Origin of the sequence: Methylorubrum extorquens (assembly GCF_024169925.1) — a bacterium.
Lineage (GTDB): Bacteria > Pseudomonadota > Alphaproteobacteria > Rhizobiales > Beijerinckiaceae > Methylobacterium > Methylobacterium extorquens_A.
Genome location: NZ_JALJXF010000001.1, coordinates 4092828 through 4107173 on the forward strand (window position 1 = coordinate 4092828; position 14346 = coordinate 4107173).

Annotated in this window: 14 protein-coding genes; 6 read left to right on the plus strand and 8 right to left on the minus strand. The window is 69.2% G+C overall.

What is annotated here, in order from left to right; genetic code table 11:
• The first annotated feature begins 70 nt into the window (after window positions 1–70).
• Window positions 71–1393: a homoserine dehydrogenase gene (locus J2W78_RS19150; RefSeq protein WP_253373098.1), complete on the plus strand. Its 1323-nt coding sequence runs from the start codon at window positions 71–73 to the stop codon at window positions 1391–1393.
• A gap of 176 nt (window positions 1394–1569) precedes the next feature.
• Window positions 1570–2565, plus strand: a complete 996-nt coding sequence (gene glpX / locus J2W78_RS19155; RefSeq protein WP_253374088.1) for a class II fructose-bisphosphatase — start codon at window positions 1570–1572, stop codon at window positions 2563–2565.
• Between the two features lie 59 nt (window positions 2566–2624).
• Here the strand turns inward: glpX and J2W78_RS19160 are convergent, their stop codons facing one another.
• From J2W78_RS19160 to purE, 4 genes are all read right to left on the minus strand, one after another.
• Window positions 2625–3005 carry a response regulator gene (locus J2W78_RS19160; protein ID WP_253373100.1) on the minus strand — a complete coding sequence of 127 codons (381 nt, stop codon included), beginning with the start codon at window positions 3003–3005 and terminating at the stop codon, window positions 2625–2627.
• Between the two features lie 453 nt (window positions 3006–3458).
• Complete coding sequence (locus J2W78_RS19165; RefSeq protein ID WP_253373102.1) at window positions 3459–4319, minus strand: tetratricopeptide repeat protein; 861 nt, start codon at window positions 4317–4319, stop codon at window positions 3459–3461.
• A gap of 377 nt (window positions 4320–4696) precedes the next feature.
• The gene (locus J2W78_RS19170) at window positions 4697–5809 is read right to left on the minus strand and encodes a 5-(carboxyamino)imidazole ribonucleotide synthase (protein ID WP_253373104.1); all 1113 of its coding nucleotides are present in this window, start codon (window positions 5807–5809) and stop codon (window positions 4697–4699) included.
• A 17-nt stretch (window positions 5810–5826) separates the two neighbouring features.
• Window positions 5827–6324, minus strand: a complete 498-nt coding sequence (purE, locus tag J2W78_RS19175) for a 5-(carboxyamino)imidazole ribonucleotide mutase (protein WP_253373106.1) — start codon at window positions 6322–6324, stop codon at window positions 5827–5829.
• Between the two features lie 289 nt (window positions 6325–6613).
• Between purE and J2W78_RS19180 the strand changes: the two genes are divergently transcribed.
• Window positions 6614–6790: a DUF3606 domain-containing protein gene (locus J2W78_RS19180; RefSeq protein WP_082482298.1), complete on the plus strand. Its 177-nt coding sequence runs from the start codon at window positions 6614–6616 to the stop codon at window positions 6788–6790.
• Between the two features lie 69 nt (window positions 6791–6859).
• On the opposite strand, the gene J2W78_RS19185 is transcribed toward J2W78_RS19180, so the two are convergent.
• Entirely contained in the window at window positions 6860–7081 is a 222-nt protein-coding gene (locus J2W78_RS19185; RefSeq protein WP_003603178.1) for a YdcH family protein, read from the minus strand.
• 251 nt (window positions 7082–7332) lie between these two features.
• Here J2W78_RS19185 and J2W78_RS19190 point away from each other — a divergent pair, with 251 nt between their 5' ends.
• Both J2W78_RS19190 and J2W78_RS19195 read left to right on the plus strand, forming a co-directional pair.
• Complete coding sequence (locus J2W78_RS19190; protein WP_003603176.1) at window positions 7333–7509, plus strand: YdcH family protein; 177 nt, start codon at window positions 7333–7335, stop codon at window positions 7507–7509.
• 217 nt (window positions 7510–7726) lie between these two features.
• The gene (locus J2W78_RS19195; protein ID WP_253373108.1) at window positions 7727–9658 is read left to right on the plus strand and encodes a propionyl-CoA synthetase; all 1932 of its coding nucleotides are present in this window, start codon (window positions 7727–7729) and stop codon (window positions 9656–9658) included.
• A 128-nt stretch (window positions 9659–9786) separates the two neighbouring features.
• Here J2W78_RS19195 and J2W78_RS19200 read toward each other — a convergent pair whose 3' ends face one another.
• A complete protein-coding gene (locus J2W78_RS19200; RefSeq protein ID WP_253373110.1) occupies window positions 9787–10446 on the minus strand; it encodes a ceramidase domain-containing protein in 660 nt (219 codons plus the stop codon).
• Window positions 10447–10531: 85 nt separating this feature from the next.
• Here J2W78_RS19200 and xth point away from each other — a divergent pair, with 85 nt between their 5' ends.
• Entirely contained in the window at window positions 10532–11326 is a 795-nt protein-coding gene (gene xth, locus J2W78_RS19205) for an exodeoxyribonuclease III (protein WP_253373112.1), read from the plus strand.
• A 41-nt stretch (window positions 11327–11367) separates the two neighbouring features.
• On the opposite strand, the gene J2W78_RS19210 is transcribed toward xth, so the two are convergent.
• Together J2W78_RS19210 and ilvD are read right to left on the minus strand one after the other, a co-directional pair.
• On the minus strand, window positions 11368–12255 hold the full coding sequence (locus tag J2W78_RS19210; RefSeq protein WP_253373114.1) for a tetratricopeptide repeat protein: 888 nt from the start codon (window positions 12253–12255) through the stop codon (window positions 11368–11370).
• Window positions 12242–13972 carry a dihydroxy-acid dehydratase gene (ilvD, locus tag J2W78_RS19215; protein ID WP_253373116.1) on the minus strand — a complete coding sequence of 577 codons (1731 nt, stop codon included), beginning with the start codon at window positions 13970–13972 and terminating at the stop codon, window positions 12242–12244. Before ilvD ends, J2W78_RS19210 begins: the two co-directional genes overlap by 14 nt.
• Between the last annotated feature and the right edge of the window lie 374 nt (window positions 13973–14346).

The window sequence follows — 14346 nt, forward strand, 5'->3', positions numbered from 1 at the left end:
GCGAGCCGCGGCCGTCGGGCGGCAATCCGGAACAGGTCCGGTGCCAACGTCGATTACGGTGCGAACTTCCATGACGCAGACCCTTCGCCTCGGCATTGCGGGGCTCGGCACGGTCGGTGCCTCCGTCCTGCGCATGGTCGCCCGCCGCGCCGAGGCGCTCACCGCCGCGACCGGCCGTACGATCACCGTCACCGCCGTCTCCGCCCGCGACCGGAGCCGCGACCGCGGCGTCGACCTGTCGGGCCTGCACTGGTTCGACGATCCGGTGGCGCTCGCGCGCTCAGGCGAGATCGACGTGTTCGTCGAACTCGTCGGCGGCTCGGAAGGGACGGCCAAGGCGGCGGTCGAGGCGGCGCTCGGGGCCGGCAAGCATGTGGTGACCGCCAACAAGGCGCTGCTCGCCCACCACGGCGCGGCGCTCGCCCGTCTGGCCGAGGAGAACGGCGTTGCGCTGGCCTACGAGGCGTCGGTGGCAGGCGGCATCCCGGTCATCAAGGCGATCCGCGAGGGGCTGTCCGGCAACGCGGTCTCCCGCGTCTACGGAATCCTCAACGGCACCTGCAACTACATCCTCAGCCGGATGGAGGCGGAGGGGCTGACCTTCGAGGCCTGCCTCAAGGACGCGCAGGCGCTCGGCTACGCCGAGGCTGACCCGACCTTCGACGTCGAGGGCTTCGACACCGCCCACAAGCTCGCCATCCTCACCAGCCTCGCCTTCGGCGTGGAGATCGACGCCGAGGGCGTCTCGGTGGAGGGCATCTCGGCGATCCAGCCCCTCGACCTCACCATGGCCGACGAACTCGGCTACCGCATCAAGCTGCTGGGCGTCGCGCAGGCGACGGAGGCGGGGATCGAGCAGCGGGTCCACCCGACCATGGTGGCCAAGGCCTCGGCCATTGCCCAGGTGATGGGCGTGACCAACGCCGTCACCGTCGATGCCGACGCGGTCGGCGAACTGACCCTGATCGGCCCCGGCGCGGGCGGGGCCGCCACGGCCTCCGCGGTCGTGGCCGACATTACCGATGTCGCGCTCGGGCTCGTGCGCCCGACCTTCGGCGGGCCGATCGCGAGCCTCGCGCCGCCGCGCCGGGTCGAGATGCAGCGCCACGAGGGCGGCTACTACATCCGCCTCACCGTGCACGACCGCACCGGCGTTGCGGCCGGCGTCGCCACCCGCATGGCGGAGGCCAACATCTCGATCGAGAGCATCGTCCAGCGCCGCTCGGCCAAGGCCGCCTCCAGCGATCCGCAAGGTCTCTCCGGTCAGCCGGTGCCGCTGGTGCTGATCACCTACGCGGCGACCGAGGGCAATGTCCGCGAGGCGCTGGCCGCGATCGACCGCGATGGCCTGCTCGCCGAGGCGCCGCAATTGATCCGCATCGAGCGCGAATAGGCGAGACGCCGGCCGCGATTCCGGCGAAATGTTGCCGGAGACAACATCCGGCCTAAGAACGAAACATCATGACGTCGCGTCGCGTCCTGCCCGCTCTCGTCTACGGCCGGAACGAGGACGACAATCGGCACCGGGCGATGAACAGACCGGGCCTTGGGGATAAGGAACGTAGGGCGATGTCGGCGGCCAATACCGGGATCTTCAGCGATCCCACGGCGCGGGGCCTGACTCTCGAACTGGTGCGGGTGACGGAGGCGGCGGCCATCGCCGCGGCCCGCCTGCGGGGACACGGCCGCGAGAGGGAAGCCGACCAAGCCGCCGTCGATGCCATGCGCGCCGAGTTGATGGTGCTGCCGATCGAGGGCCGCGTGGTGATCGGCGAGGGCGAGCGCGACGAGGCGCCGATGCTGTTCATCGGCGAGGCCGTCGGCACCGGCAACGGCCCGTCCGTGGACATCGCGGTCGATCCGCTGGAGGGCACGACGCTCTGCGCCAAGGACATGCCGGGTGCCATCGCCGTGATGGCCCTGGCCGAGCGCGGCTCGCTGCTCGCCGCCCCCGACGTCTACATGCAGAAGATCGCCATCGGCCCCGGCTACCCCCTCGGCACGGTCGATCTCGACTGGAGCCCGGCCCGCAACATCGCCTCGCTCGCCCGCGCCAAGGGCGTGGAGACCGCCGGCATCACCGCGATCATCCTCGACCGGCCGCGCCACATGGACCTGATCGCCGCCGTGCGCGACACCGGCGCCAGCATCCGCCTGATTTCGGACGGCGACATCGCCGCGATCATCCACTGCACCAAGCCCGACGAGACCGGCGTCGACATCTACATGGGCACCGGCGCCGCGCCGGAGGGCGTGATCGCCGCCAGCGCGCTCCGCTGCATCGGCGGCCAGATGCAGGGTCGGCTCATCCTCGATTCCGCCGACAAGCGGGCACGGGCGGTCAAGATGGGCATCACGGACCCGAACCGGAAATACGACATGCACGACATGGCCCGGGGCGACGTCATCGTCGCGGCCACGGGCGTGACCACCGGGGCCCTGCTTGCGGGCGTGCGGTTCAGCCCCGGCCTCATCGAGACGGAGACGGTGGTCTACCGCTCGAACACCGGCACCGTCCGCCGCATCGCCTGCGAACACCGCCGGCTGGAGAGCGCGCCGGGCTGATCGCGTCCCCCGGCGGGGACCGCGGCCGGGCCGGGATCGGCCCCGGCCCGACGCTGGACTCAGCCGACCGTGGCTTGGCCGAACAGCGCCTTGGCCAGACGCGCGGGATCGATCGGCTTCTCGCAATGAATCGCGTCCCGCAGGCGCGTCGGGACGGCATTCTCCTCGTAGCCGGTGGCGAAGACGAACGGGACGCCGCGCGCCCTGAGTGCGTCGGCCACCGGAAAGACCATGACCTCACGCAGGTTGATATCGAGCACCGCACCGTCGATGCGCGGGCATTGCTCGATCATCGCCAGAGCGTCATCGACGTTCCCCACCGGGCCGACCACTTGGGCGCCCCGCTCTTCGAACGCACGCCGTATGTCTTCGGCGATGAAATACTCGTCCTCGACGACGAGGACGTGCCTTCCTTTGAACAGTTCGGCTCCATCCGGCATCGGTCTCACCCTCCACGCTCTCTCGATACGCTCAAGATCGCGTTCGATGCGGAAGCATAAACTATGGACTTCGCTTCGGAGAGCTCCACCCACAGATTTCAAGCTACCTGCAACCCTGGCGAGGTTGCGTCCGTTCCCAGCTCCACCCGTCTGACGGTCGTCCGGATCGCAGAAGGCACTGGGTCGCACGGGTCAAAGTGCTTACGCTTCGCGTCGCCGGTTCAGCAAGCTCTGGTCGGCAGGCGGCCCGAGAGAAGCGCCCGGTCACGATGGATCGAGCGGGCTCCTCGGGTCTTCGCCGTGGCAATTAGGATGCCGCCGGCCCTCGATCGGCCGGCCGCTCCGAGCCGCTCGGACCCGTGTCTCTCAACGAACCCGTGTCCTGCCTATTGGAACGCACCCTAGCGCATCGTCTTTTTCCGAAAGCCGGCAACCACCTTTCGGAGCGATGCTCTAGAACAGGCCGCCCTGCATGCGGCCGACGCCCTGCTTGGCCACGGCGTTGTTAGGATCGAGGCGCGCGGCCTGCTGGTAGCTCTCGTTCGCCTCTTTGCGGCGGTTCGTCTTCTCGTAGGCCAGCCCACGATAGGCCCAGGATCCAGCGTCCTTCGCGTTCACGTTCAGCGCCGCGTTGAAGTCCTCGATCGCCTTGTCGTACTGGCCCAGCGAGATCAGGCTCTGGCCGCGGGCGGCGTAGGGGGCGGCGACGAAGGGGTTGCGGTCGATGGCCGCCGCGAAGTCGCCGATCGCCTCCGGGTTGTGGTTCTGCTTCTGCCGCACGAGGCCGCGGGCGTGGTAGGCCTCGGCCGATTCCGGAGCGAGACGGATCGCGGCGTTGAGGTCGTTCAACGCTCCGTCGAGGTCACCCTGGGCACGCTCGAGGTTCGCCCGGCCGATATAGGCGGCGGAAAAATTCGGATCGTTGGCGATCGCCTTCGAGAAGTCCTGCATCGCCGCGTCGGCGCGGCCGGTCTGGCGGTAGGCCAGCGCCCGGTTGTTGTAGGCCGAGGCCGAGTTCGGATCGAGTTGGACCGCCTTCGAGAAGTCGGTGATCGCCTCGCCGAACTGGCCCGCGCGGGCATAGGCCGCGCCGCGGGTGTTGTAGGCGCCGGCATCCGACGGGTTGCGCGAAATCACGTCGCTGAGCGAGGCGATGTTGACGTTGGTGGCGCCCGTCGTGTCGGTCTCCAGCACCGCGAATTGGCGCGGAGCCGTCGCGCTGCCATAGGTCTCGCAGCCGGCCAGCGCCGCGGCCGTCAGCGCGAGGGCACCGATCAGCCTCGCCTTGCGTCCGTCCAGCGTCATCCCGATCATTGTCCCGTTCTCCCCCGCGCCCGCTTGCCCGGATCTCCGCAGCGGCCCGTGAGGGCCCGGATCATCCCGTCGCGCGCACGCTGCCGCAACACGGTGAATGGGCGCTTAAACGATCCCGCAAAACATCCGCATCGCCGATGCGGCCCGCGCCGTGGAGCGGAGGTTTTGCGAAACGAACCCGGGAAGAACAGGCGGGCCCCTCCGGCCGTAGACCGGAGAACACGCACGATGCTTCCGCGGACGCCCCGTACCTTCCGCTGAAACCTCGGGATGTGGCGAAGGTGTGGCCCGCGTCTTCACGCTTTCGCCGAATGCTTCGAAGCGGGCTCGACTGTGGTTTTCTGTTGCCGAGAGGCGACAGATTGAATGGTCAAGCTTTAGTCGAGAGGCTTGAGCCGGGTGACGTGCCCCATCTTGCGGCCGGGACGGGCCTCGGCCTTGCCGTAGAGGTGGAGATGGGCGCCCGGCTCCGCGAGCAGGGCGACCCAGGCATCGGCCTCGGCGCCGATGAGGTTTTCCATTTCCACCGCCATGCCGCCGGTGCGCGCGGTGTCGCCGAGCGGCCAGCCGCAGACCGCGCGGACGGTCTGGGCAAATTGCGAGGTCAGGGCGCCTTCGATGGTCCAATGCCCGGAATTGTGCACGCGGGGCGCGATCTCGTTGACGACGAGGCGGGCGGCCCCGTCCGGCCCGGCGATCTCGAACATCTCGACGGCGAGCACGCCGACATAGTCCAGCGCCTCGGCGATGGCGCGGGCGATGGCGACCGCCGCGTCACCCGTCGTCCGGGTCAGGCCGGGCGCGGGCACGCGGGTGAGCGCGAGGATATGGTCGCGGTGGTCGTTGGCGCAGGGGTCGTAGGCCGCGAACGTCCCGTCCGGCCCGCGGGCGGCGACCACGGAGATTTCGCGCTCGAACGGCACGAACCCTTCGAGGATGCAGGGCGCACCCTTGAAGTCGGCGAGGAGGGCGGCCGGGTCGTCGCCCTCGCGGATCATCCGCTGGCCCTTGCCGTCGTAGCCGAAGCGCCGGGTCTTCAGAACGGCGGGGCGGCCGAGCGCCTCCAGGGCCCGCACGAGATCCTCGACCGTATCGACCGCCCGGTAGGGCGCGGTCGGGATGCCGAGACCCGTCACGAAGTCCTTCTCGGAGAGACGGTCCTGGGTCGTGAGCAAAGCCGTTGCGCTGGGGCGCAGGGTCGCGTGCTCGGCCAGCACCGCGGCGGTGGCGTGGGGGATGTTCTCGAACTCGTAGGTGACCACGTCGCAGGCATCGGCGAAGGCGGCGAGCGCCGCCGCGTCGTCGTAGGGCGCCAGGGTGTGGGCATGGGCCACGTCGAAGGCCGGACTGTCGGCGTCGGGGGCGTAGATGTGGACCTTGAGGCCGTAATGGGCCGCCGCGAGCGCGATCATGCGGCCGAGCTGGCCGCCGCCGACGATGCCGAGGGTGCCGCCGGGCCGGATCTGCGGCGAGGAGGTGGGAGAGGCCATGGCGCTTCGTGTCGTTGTCAGGCTTGAGAGGAATCCGGCCGTTCGGCGACGGACTCGGTCTGGCGGGCGCGCCACGCTTCGAGCCGTTCGGCGAGATCGGCATCGGTGAGCGCCAGCACGGCGGCGGCGAGCAGGGCGGCGTTGACGGCTCCGGCCCGGCCGATCGCCAGGGTGCCGACGGGAATGCCGGCGGGCATCTGCACGATGGAAAGCAGGCTGTCCTGCCCCGAGAGCGCCTTCGACTCGACCGGAACGCCGAAGACCGGCAGCGAGGTCATCGCCGCCGTCATGCCCGGCAGATGCGCCGCGCCGCCCGCGCCCGCGATCACCACCTTGAAGCCGGCCTCCCGCGCGCCCTTGGCGAAAGCGACGAGCCGGTCCGGGGTGCGGTGGGCCGAGACGATGCGGGCATCGTAGGCGACGCCGAGCGCGTCCAGCGTCTCGGCGGCGTTGCGCATGGTCGCCCAGTCCGACTGGCTTCCCATGATGATCGCGACCGGGGGCGATCCCAGCATCGTCGTCTGGCCCATTACGAGGAAGCGGGCCCGTCGGCCCGCGAGAACGCCGAATAACAGGGGGGCCCGCACCCCGGCAAGGCGAGACCGCGCAAACGCTTGAAATGCCGGCCGGCCACAGGGAGCAAGCTTCGCCCCTGCCGCGCCTTTGCAGTGGGGCGGAGATACCGGCGACGCCCTGTGAAAATCCCCCGATTCTCGCCGAACCGGGCGGAGCCGAAATCGACCGACCGCGTTGTGCAGGAAACGGCCATCAGCGGCCGGGCCCCTTACCTCAGCGAGCTCTCAAATGTCCTCCGCGGACCAGACCACGCGCGCCCGCACTGCAACCCATATCGATATCCACGACAGCACCACCCGGAAGCACTGGGCCGACCTGCTTCAGGTCTCCGACGAGCGCCTGCGCAAGGCGGTTCGCCTCGTCGGAACCCGGGTGTCGAGCGTCTCGGCCTACCTCGCCAAGTAATTTAGTCATTTAGTCAGCAGATCGACGAAAACTTCGCCAGGAAGGCCCTGCCCTTCCTGGCGTTGCGCGTTACGCGATGATGTCCGGCGTGATCTGGTCTTCCAGATGCGTGATCCGGTCGCGCAAGACCAGCTTGCGCTTCTTGAGCCTCTGCAACTGAAGCTGATCGACGGCGACGCTGACCTTCAAAGCCTCGATCGCCTCGTCGAGATCCCGGTGCTCTTCGCGCAACCGCGTCAGCTCGCCGGCCGGATCCGCGACCGCGTCGTTGGCAATCTCGTCCGCCATCATCGCTCGAAACACACCACCGGCCTTGACCGGGCGCGACCATGCGCCAAGCTTCCCGCCGGAGCAAGGCGTGGAGCCCGGTTCTCCCGTCTCGTCGGAGCTTGAAACGGTCAAGGTCAGCCTGCCGTCCCACTCCGAAAGATTTGAAATCACCTTGTTAGCGGTGCATCCACTTTGCCGTCGAATGGCTTCGACACGCGCTCCATCCTGTGCCAGTCTACCGCGGTCGGAAACTGTGACAGGAGCGATCCCTCATGTCCTTGCAGACGCATTTGAGCCAGCTCGCCGCCAAGCACGAAGCCCTCGAGCGCGAGCTTCACCACGCGATGCAATCCCTTGCCAGCGACGATCTGCGCATCGCCGAACTCAAGCGTAAGAAACTGCACCTCAAGGACGAAATCGAGCGCCTGCGCGGGGATACCCTCCACTAGCGACGCCCCGGCCGGCTTCGCACCGGGAGGCGCCGCCGGCTCCGACTCTTCTCCCACCTCGGACACAACCGTCACCGCCGCCTGGGCCACCAGCGCGGCGGTTCTGCTTTGCGGGGGTACACGTCTCTGAGACAGCGCCGTTGGGCGCGCTACGGCCAAAACCGCGCTATCATCGCCCTCGAACAGGCCGATCAACAGGCCGCGCGAGGAACCGCCGATGTCCGCCGCCACGTCGTCCGCCCCCGAGGGCGCCTACGCCGCCGTCCACGCCGCCTCGCTCGCGGATCGGAACGGCTTCTGGTTGAAGGCTGCGGCGGCGATCGATTGGGACGTCGCCCCGACCCGCGCCTTCGATGCCGAGCAGGGCGTCTACGGCCGCTGGTTTCCGGATGCGCAGCTCAATGTCTGCCGCAACGCCGTCGATCGGCACGCGGAGGGAGGGCGCGCCGACCAGCCCGCGATCATCCACGATTCGCCCGTCACCGGCACCAAGCGCCGCATCACTTACGGGGAGCTTCACGACGAGGTGGCGGTGCTCGCCGGCATCCTCGCCGACCTCGGCGTGACCAAGGGCGACCGGGTGGTGATCTACATGCCGATGGTGCCCGAAGCCCTGTTCGGGATGCTGGCCTGCGCCCGGATCGGGGCGATCCATTCGGTGGTGTTCGGCGGGTTTGCCGCCAACGAACTTGCCGCCCGCATCGAGGATGCGGCGCCCAAGGTGATCCTGGCCGCCTCCTGCGGCATCGAGCCGGCCCGCGTCGTCGCCTACAAGCCCCTGCTCGATGCGGCGATCGCCCGCTCGGCCCACAAGCCCGACGCCTGCCTGATCCTGCAGCGCCCGCAAGGCGAGGCGGGCCTCGTCGAGGGCCGCGACCGGGACTGGGCGGAGACCGTCGCGCGGGCGCGCGCGGCCGGGCGGCGGGCCGATCCGGTGCCGGTCGCGGCGACCGACCCGCTCTATATCCTCTACACCTCCGGCACGACCGGGCGCCCCAAGGGCGTGGTGCGCGACAGCGGCGGCTATTGCGTCGCGCTGGCGTGGTCGATGACGAATCTCTACGGCGTCGCGCCCGGCGAGGTCTATTTCTGCGCCTCCGACATCGGCTGGGTGGTGGGCCACTCCTACATCGTCTACGCGCCGCTGCTGCACGGTTGCACCACGGTGCTCTACGAGGGCAAGCCGGTCGGCACGCCGGATGCCGGCGCCTTCTGGCGGGTCACCGCCGAGCACGGCGCCGCGACCTTGTTCACGGCCCCCACGGCCCTGCGCGCGATCAAGAAGGAAGACCCGCGGGCCGAACGGATCGCCGGCTACGATCTGTCCAAGTTCCGCGCCCTGTTCCTGGCCGGCGAACGGGCCGACCCGGACTCGGTGGCCTGGGCCGAGCGGGCGCTGGACCGGCCGGTGATCGACCATTGGTGGCAGACCGAGACCGGCTGGGCGATCGCCGGCAACCCGGTCGGCATCGAGCGATTGCCGGTGAAGTACGGCTCCACCGCCAAGCCGATGCCGGGCTACGACCTCCACGTGCTGGACGAATCGGGCAAGCCGGTTCCCTCCGGCACGATGGGCACCATCGCCGTGAAGCTCCCGCTGCCGCCGGGCTGTCTACCGACCCTTTGGGGCTCGGACGAGCGCTTCCGCCAGAGCTACCTCTCCACCTTCCCCGGCTTCTACGACACCTCGGATGCGGGCGTGGTGGATGAGGACGGCTACTTCACGGTGCTGGGCCGGACCGACGACATCATCAACGTCGCCGGCCACCGCCTCTCCACCGGCGGCATGGAGGCGGTGCTCGCCGCGCATCCGGATGTCGCCGAATGCGCAGTGATCGGCATCCGCGACGCGCTGAAAGGAGAGGCGCCCTGCGGCTTCGTGGTGCTCAAATCCGGCGTCGCCAAGGACGCCGAGACGGTCGAGCGCGAACTCGTCGCCCGGGTGCGCGAGGAGATCGGCCCCGTAGCCGCCTTCAAGCTGGCGCTCACCGTGGGACGCCTGCCGAAGACTCGCTCGGGCAAGATCCTGCGCGGCACGATGAAGCGCATCGCCGACGGCGAGGATTACGCGATGCCGCCGACCATCGAGGACCCGGCCGCCCTGGAGGAGATCGGCGACAGCCTGAAGGCTCGTGGGATCGGCGGCTGAAGAAACCCAGGTTTCGAAAGGACAAGTCCTTTCGCGGGTCCAGGGCAGAGCCCTGGTGAAAGGGGATCAGGGCGCCGCCCCGATCCCCCGGCAAAGGAATGATCCCTTGCGATCCCGGAACTTGAGCCTCAGTCTCTGAACCGGGTCGCCGCGATCAGCAGGCGGTAGAGCACCACCGCGTTGAGCGCGTGCCAGAGGAAATGCGTGCCGAGCGGCAGGCGCGCGCAGACGCCGACATCGACCGTGCGGAAGGTCAGCGACACGAGGAAGATCCCGGCGGTCACGAGCACCGAGCGGGCGGTGCCGGGTGCCCGCTTCAGGAGGGCGAGGCCGACGCCGAGGAGTGCCAGGATCGCCGGGGCGTAATCGACCGAGCCGTTGGTCAGGTCCGAGACCGGGCGCCCGGTCAACGCATCGAGGGCCGGCGTCAGGCCGAAGCCGAGGGCGGCAAACGCCAGCGTGAGGGCGGTCGCCGCCACCGGCCGGAGGCCGAAGAAGCGGGCCATGGCCAGCGCGAAGTAGCCGTAGATGAAGACGGCGATCGGGATCACGTCGGCCAGCATCGACCAGCGGTTGGCCAGGGTGTGGAACAGGAACGAGCCGATCCCCACCACGAAGGTCACGGCGGCCAGCGCCAGAACCGGCCCGTCGCCGCGGGCGCGCCGCGCCGCGAGCCAGGCCGCGATCAGGAAGGCCGCGTTCGTCAGGGCATTGACCGGCTCGGCCCAGAAGCCGGTATCGCCGCGCTCGCAATAAGCCCGCACCGGCTCGAACCACGACGCATCCATGGAGTCTCTCCTCGCGATCGCCTTGCCAGGGCCGCGCGAAGGCCCGATGACGGGAGCCCCTCCGGCCGAGCCTCCTCCGAGCCCCATGCGGATCACCACCTGGAACGTCAATTCGATCAAGCAGCGGGTCGGCCACCTGCTGGGCTTCCTCGACGAGGCCAAGCCCGACGTGGTCTGCCTGCAAGAGCTGAAATGCCAGGACGCGTCCTTCCCCCGCGAGGAGATCGAGGCGGCGGGCTACGCGGTCGAGACACTGGGGCAGAAGGCCTATAACGGCGTCGCCCTCTTGGTGCGCGCCCCGCTGCAACACACTCAGTTGCTGCGCGGCCTGCCGGGCGACGCCGAGGACGAGCAGGCCCGCTATATCGAGGCGCTGGTACACGGCGAGGGCGTGGCGCCGGTGCGTGTCGCCTCGATCTACCTGCCGAACGGCAACCCGGCGCCGGGGCCGAAATACAGCTACAAGCTCGCCTTCATGGCCCGCCTGCGGGCGCATGCCCGCGCCCTGATGACGACGGAGGAGGCGCTGGTGCTGGCGGGCGACTTCAACGTCATCCCCGAGCCCGAGGACGCCGCCGACCCCACCGCCTGGACGCAGGACGCGCTGTTCCTGCCCGAGACCCGCCGCGCCTTCCGCGCGCTCCTGGCGGAAGGTTTTACGGATGGCCTGAGAGCCTGCGAGCCGAGCGCCGGCCTCTACACCTTCTGGGACTATCAGGCCGGCTGCTGGCCGCGGAACCAGGGCATCCGCATCGACCACCTGCTGCTCTCGCCGCAAGCCGCCGACCGCCTCGTCTCGGCCTCGGTGCAGCGCCACCTGCGCGGGCTGGAGAAGCCGTCGGACCACGTGCCGGTGACGGTGGAACTGAGGGACGACTGAGGCCGCCGTAAGCCCTCCCGCAGAAGAGGGAGGGTTAGCGGTTACCGCCGCCGCCGGGTCGAGCCCGTCGACAGCGACTGCGCCTGGGTCATCGCATCCGCCCGGTCGGCCTCGCTCGCCGAGGTCCAGGCCTTGTCGTAGAGATTGACGATCCAGGTGTCCGCCGCGCCCTGCGCCCCGCCGCGGGCGATGGCGAGCCAGGTCAGGCCCTTCACGGGCTGGCGCTGCACACCGGTGCCGTTGACGAGCATGTCGCCGAGCAGCGCCTGGGCCGGGCGGTGGCCCTTCTCGGCGGCGAGGTTGAACCAGCGCGCGGCCTTGCGCGGATCCTGCTCGACGCCGGTGCCGTCGAGATAGAGCCGGGCGAGGTTGTACTGCGCGTTGGGGTCGCCGAAATACGACGCCGCGTAGTTGAACATGTCGTAGGCGCGCTCGGCGCTCGGGCGCACGTAGGTGCCCTTGATTCCCTCCAGGAAGTAGGTGCCGAGCGCGTTGAAGGCGCTCGCCACCACGCCCGAATTCGGGGTGTCGGGCGAATCGTCGGTGTTGTCGTCGGCGATGCGCGAGAAATACTCGAACGCCTTGAGGTCGTCGTGGGGCACGCCGTCACCGTCCGCATACATGCGGCCGAGCTTCCACAAAGCCAGGGTCTGGCCTTGATCGGCGGCGTATTCCAGCGCCCGCACGGCGCCCTGCTTGTCGCCCGCGTTGTAGTCGCGCACGCCTGATCTCAAGGCATCGCGACCCGAGCGAAAACCCTTCTCGGGCACCGGAGTGCGGGCGGTCGCGTCGAGCGCGGTGCCGGGATCGACGGCGGCGAGCGTCAGCGCGAAGCCGAGGAAGCCGGCGAGCAGACCCGCGCGGAGCCGACCTAGATCGACCCCGGCCGGCCGCGTGGGCCGGAGAGGGACGGTTCTAGATATCGGCATAGACGTTCGTCTCCCCCGCGCCGCCCGGATGGGTGACGGCGCCGTTCACCGCAGGCCCGACGGTCTGCGCGTACTTCCAGAGATAGCCGGAGGTCGCGGCATTGCCCCGCGGCGTCCATTCCGCGCGGCGCTGAGCGAACTCCTCGTCGGAGAGCGCCACGTCCAGCGTGCCATGAATCGCGTCCAGCGTGATGATGTCGCCGTCGCGCAGGAGGCCGATCGGCCCGCCGATGGCAGCCTCGGGGCCGACATGGCCGACGCAGAAGCCGCGGGTTGCGCCGGAGAAGCGCCCGTCGGTGATCAGCGCCACCTTGTCACCCATGCCCTGGCCGTAGAGGGCGGCCGTGGTCGAGAGCATTTCGCGCATCCCGGGGCCTCCCTTCGGGCCCTCGTACCGGATGACCAGAACCTCGCCGGGCTTGTAGGCGCGGTTCTGCACCGCTTCGAAACAGGCCTCTTCGCCGTCGAAGACGCGGGCGGGGCCGGTGAAGACCTGGGCTTCGGCCGGCATGCCGGCGACCTTCACGATCGCGCCCTCGGGCGCGAGGTTGCCGCGAAGGCCCACCACGCCGCCGGTGACGGTGATGGGCTTGTCGGCCGGGTACACCACGTCCTGATCGGGGTTCCAGGCGACCTTGGCGAGGTTCTCCGCGATGGTGCGGCCGGTCACCGTCAGGCAATCGCCGTGCAGAAAACCGTGATCGAGCAGCGTTTTCATCAGCAGCGGGATGCCGCCGACCTCGAACATGTCCTTGGCGACATAGCGCCCGCCGGGCTTCAGGTCGGCGATGTAGGGCGTCTTGCGGAAGATCTCGGCGACGTCGAACAGGGTGAACTCGATGCCGCATTCATGCGCGATCGCCGGCAGGTGCAGCGCCGCGTTGGTCGAGCCGCCCGAGGCCGCGACCGTCGCGGCGGCGTTCTCGAGCGCCTTGCGGGTGACGATGTCGCGCGGGCGGATGTTCTTGGCGATCAGCTCCATGACCTTCTCGCCGGCGGCGGCGCAGAATTGGTCGCGGATCTCGTAGGGCGCGGGGGCGCCGGCCGAGTAGGGCAGCGCGAGGCCGATGGCTTCCGAGACGGTCGCCATGGTGTTGGCGGTGAACTGCGCGCCGCAGGCGCCGGCCGAGGGACAGGCGACCCGCTCCAACTCGTCGAGGTCGTCGAGGCTCATGTCGCCGACGGCGACCTTGCCGACCGCCTCAAACAGGTCCTGCACGGTCACCGGCCGGCCGCGGAAGGAGCCCGGCAGGATCGAGCCGCCATAGATGAAGATCGAGGGCACGTTGAGGCGCACCATGGCCATCATCATGCCGGGCAGGGACTTGTCGCAGCCGGCCAACCCCACGAGCGCATCGTAGGAATGGCCGCGGATCGTCAGCTCGACCGAGTCGGCGATGACCTCGCGCGACGGCAGCGAGGCGCGCATGCCGCCGTGTCCCATAGCGATGCCATCGGTGACGGTGATGGTGCAGAACTCGCGCGGGGTGCCCTTGGCGGCGGCCACGCCCTTCTTCACGGCCTGAGCCTGGCGCATCAGCGAGATGTTGCAGGGCGCCGCCTCGTTCCAGCACGAGGCCACGCCGACGAGCGGCTGGTGGATCTGCTCGGTGGTCAGGCCCATAGCATAGAGATACGAGCGGTGCGGCGCCCGCTCGGGCCCCTCCGTCACGTGCCGGCTCGGCAGCTTCGACTTGTCGGTCTGACGCGCGTCCATCGCTGATCTCGTGCCCCGGTCCCGTTACGCCCCCGAGGTCCGCGCGGACCGTTACGGTCCAGCGTGGAAAAACGTCCTTCGACGTCCTCGAAACTCTGCGGTAAGGCGTTGGAGCGACAGCGTTTACCGCGACCCCGGAAGTCGTCCCGGTTTATGGTGGGATTGCGGCGCTCAAAGGCACAGCTCAAGGCAAAGTCAGGTTGCTTTCGCGGTGTGTCAGGGCCGCAACAGCCGAGCTTGCGTCGGCTCTGGGAAGACTTCGCGAAATCAACGCGCGCACACCCTCGCGCGGTCCTGCAAAAGGGCTATTTTCAGATAAAATTTTAGCGGCATCGGCGCGTGCAATTCAGGCTTCGCGAACAACCTCGACAGTG

Coding starts and splice junctions, on each gene's coding strand:
- J2W78_RS19150 (WP_253373098.1), top strand. CDS start 71: ATGACGCAGACCCTTCGCCTCGGCATTGCGGGGCTCGGCACGGTCGGT.
- glpX (WP_253374088.1), top strand. CDS start 1,570: ATGTCGGCGGCCAATACCGGGATCTTCAGCGATCCCACGGCGCGGGGC.
- J2W78_RS19160 (WP_253373100.1), bottom strand. CDS start 3,005: ATGCCGGATGGAGCCGAACTGTTCAAAGGAAGGCACGTCCTCGTCGTC.
- J2W78_RS19165 (WP_253373102.1), bottom strand. CDS start 4,319: ATGATCGGGATGACGCTGGACGGACGCAAGGCGAGGCTGATCGGTGCC.
- J2W78_RS19170 (WP_253373104.1), bottom strand. CDS start 5,809: ATGGCCTCTCCCACCTCCTCGCCGCAGATCCGGCCCGGCGGCACCCTC.
- purE (WP_253373106.1), bottom strand. CDS start 6,324: ATGCTGGGATCGCCCCCGGTCGCGATCATCATGGGAAGCCAGTCGGAC.
- J2W78_RS19180 (WP_082482298.1), top strand. CDS start 6,614: ATGTCCTCCGCGGACCAGACCACGCGCGCCCGCACTGCAACCCATATC.
- J2W78_RS19185 (WP_003603178.1), bottom strand. CDS start 7,081: ATGATGGCGGACGAGATTGCCAACGACGCGGTCGCGGATCCGGCCGGC.
- J2W78_RS19190 (WP_003603176.1), top strand. CDS start 7,333: ATGTCCTTGCAGACGCATTTGAGCCAGCTCGCCGCCAAGCACGAAGCC.
- J2W78_RS19195 (WP_253373108.1), top strand. CDS start 7,727: ATGTCCGCCGCCACGTCGTCCGCCCCCGAGGGCGCCTACGCCGCCGTC.
- J2W78_RS19200 (WP_253373110.1), bottom strand. CDS start 10,446: ATGGATGCGTCGTGGTTCGAGCCGGTGCGGGCTTATTGCGAGCGCGGC.
- xth (WP_253373112.1), top strand. CDS start 10,532: ATGCGGATCACCACCTGGAACGTCAATTCGATCAAGCAGCGGGTCGGC.
- J2W78_RS19210 (WP_253373114.1), bottom strand. CDS start 12,255: ATGCCGATATCTAGAACCGTCCCTCTCCGGCCCACGCGGCCGGCCGGG.
- ilvD (WP_253373116.1), bottom strand. CDS start 13,972: ATGGACGCGCGTCAGACCGACAAGTCGAAGCTGCCGAGCCGGCACGTG.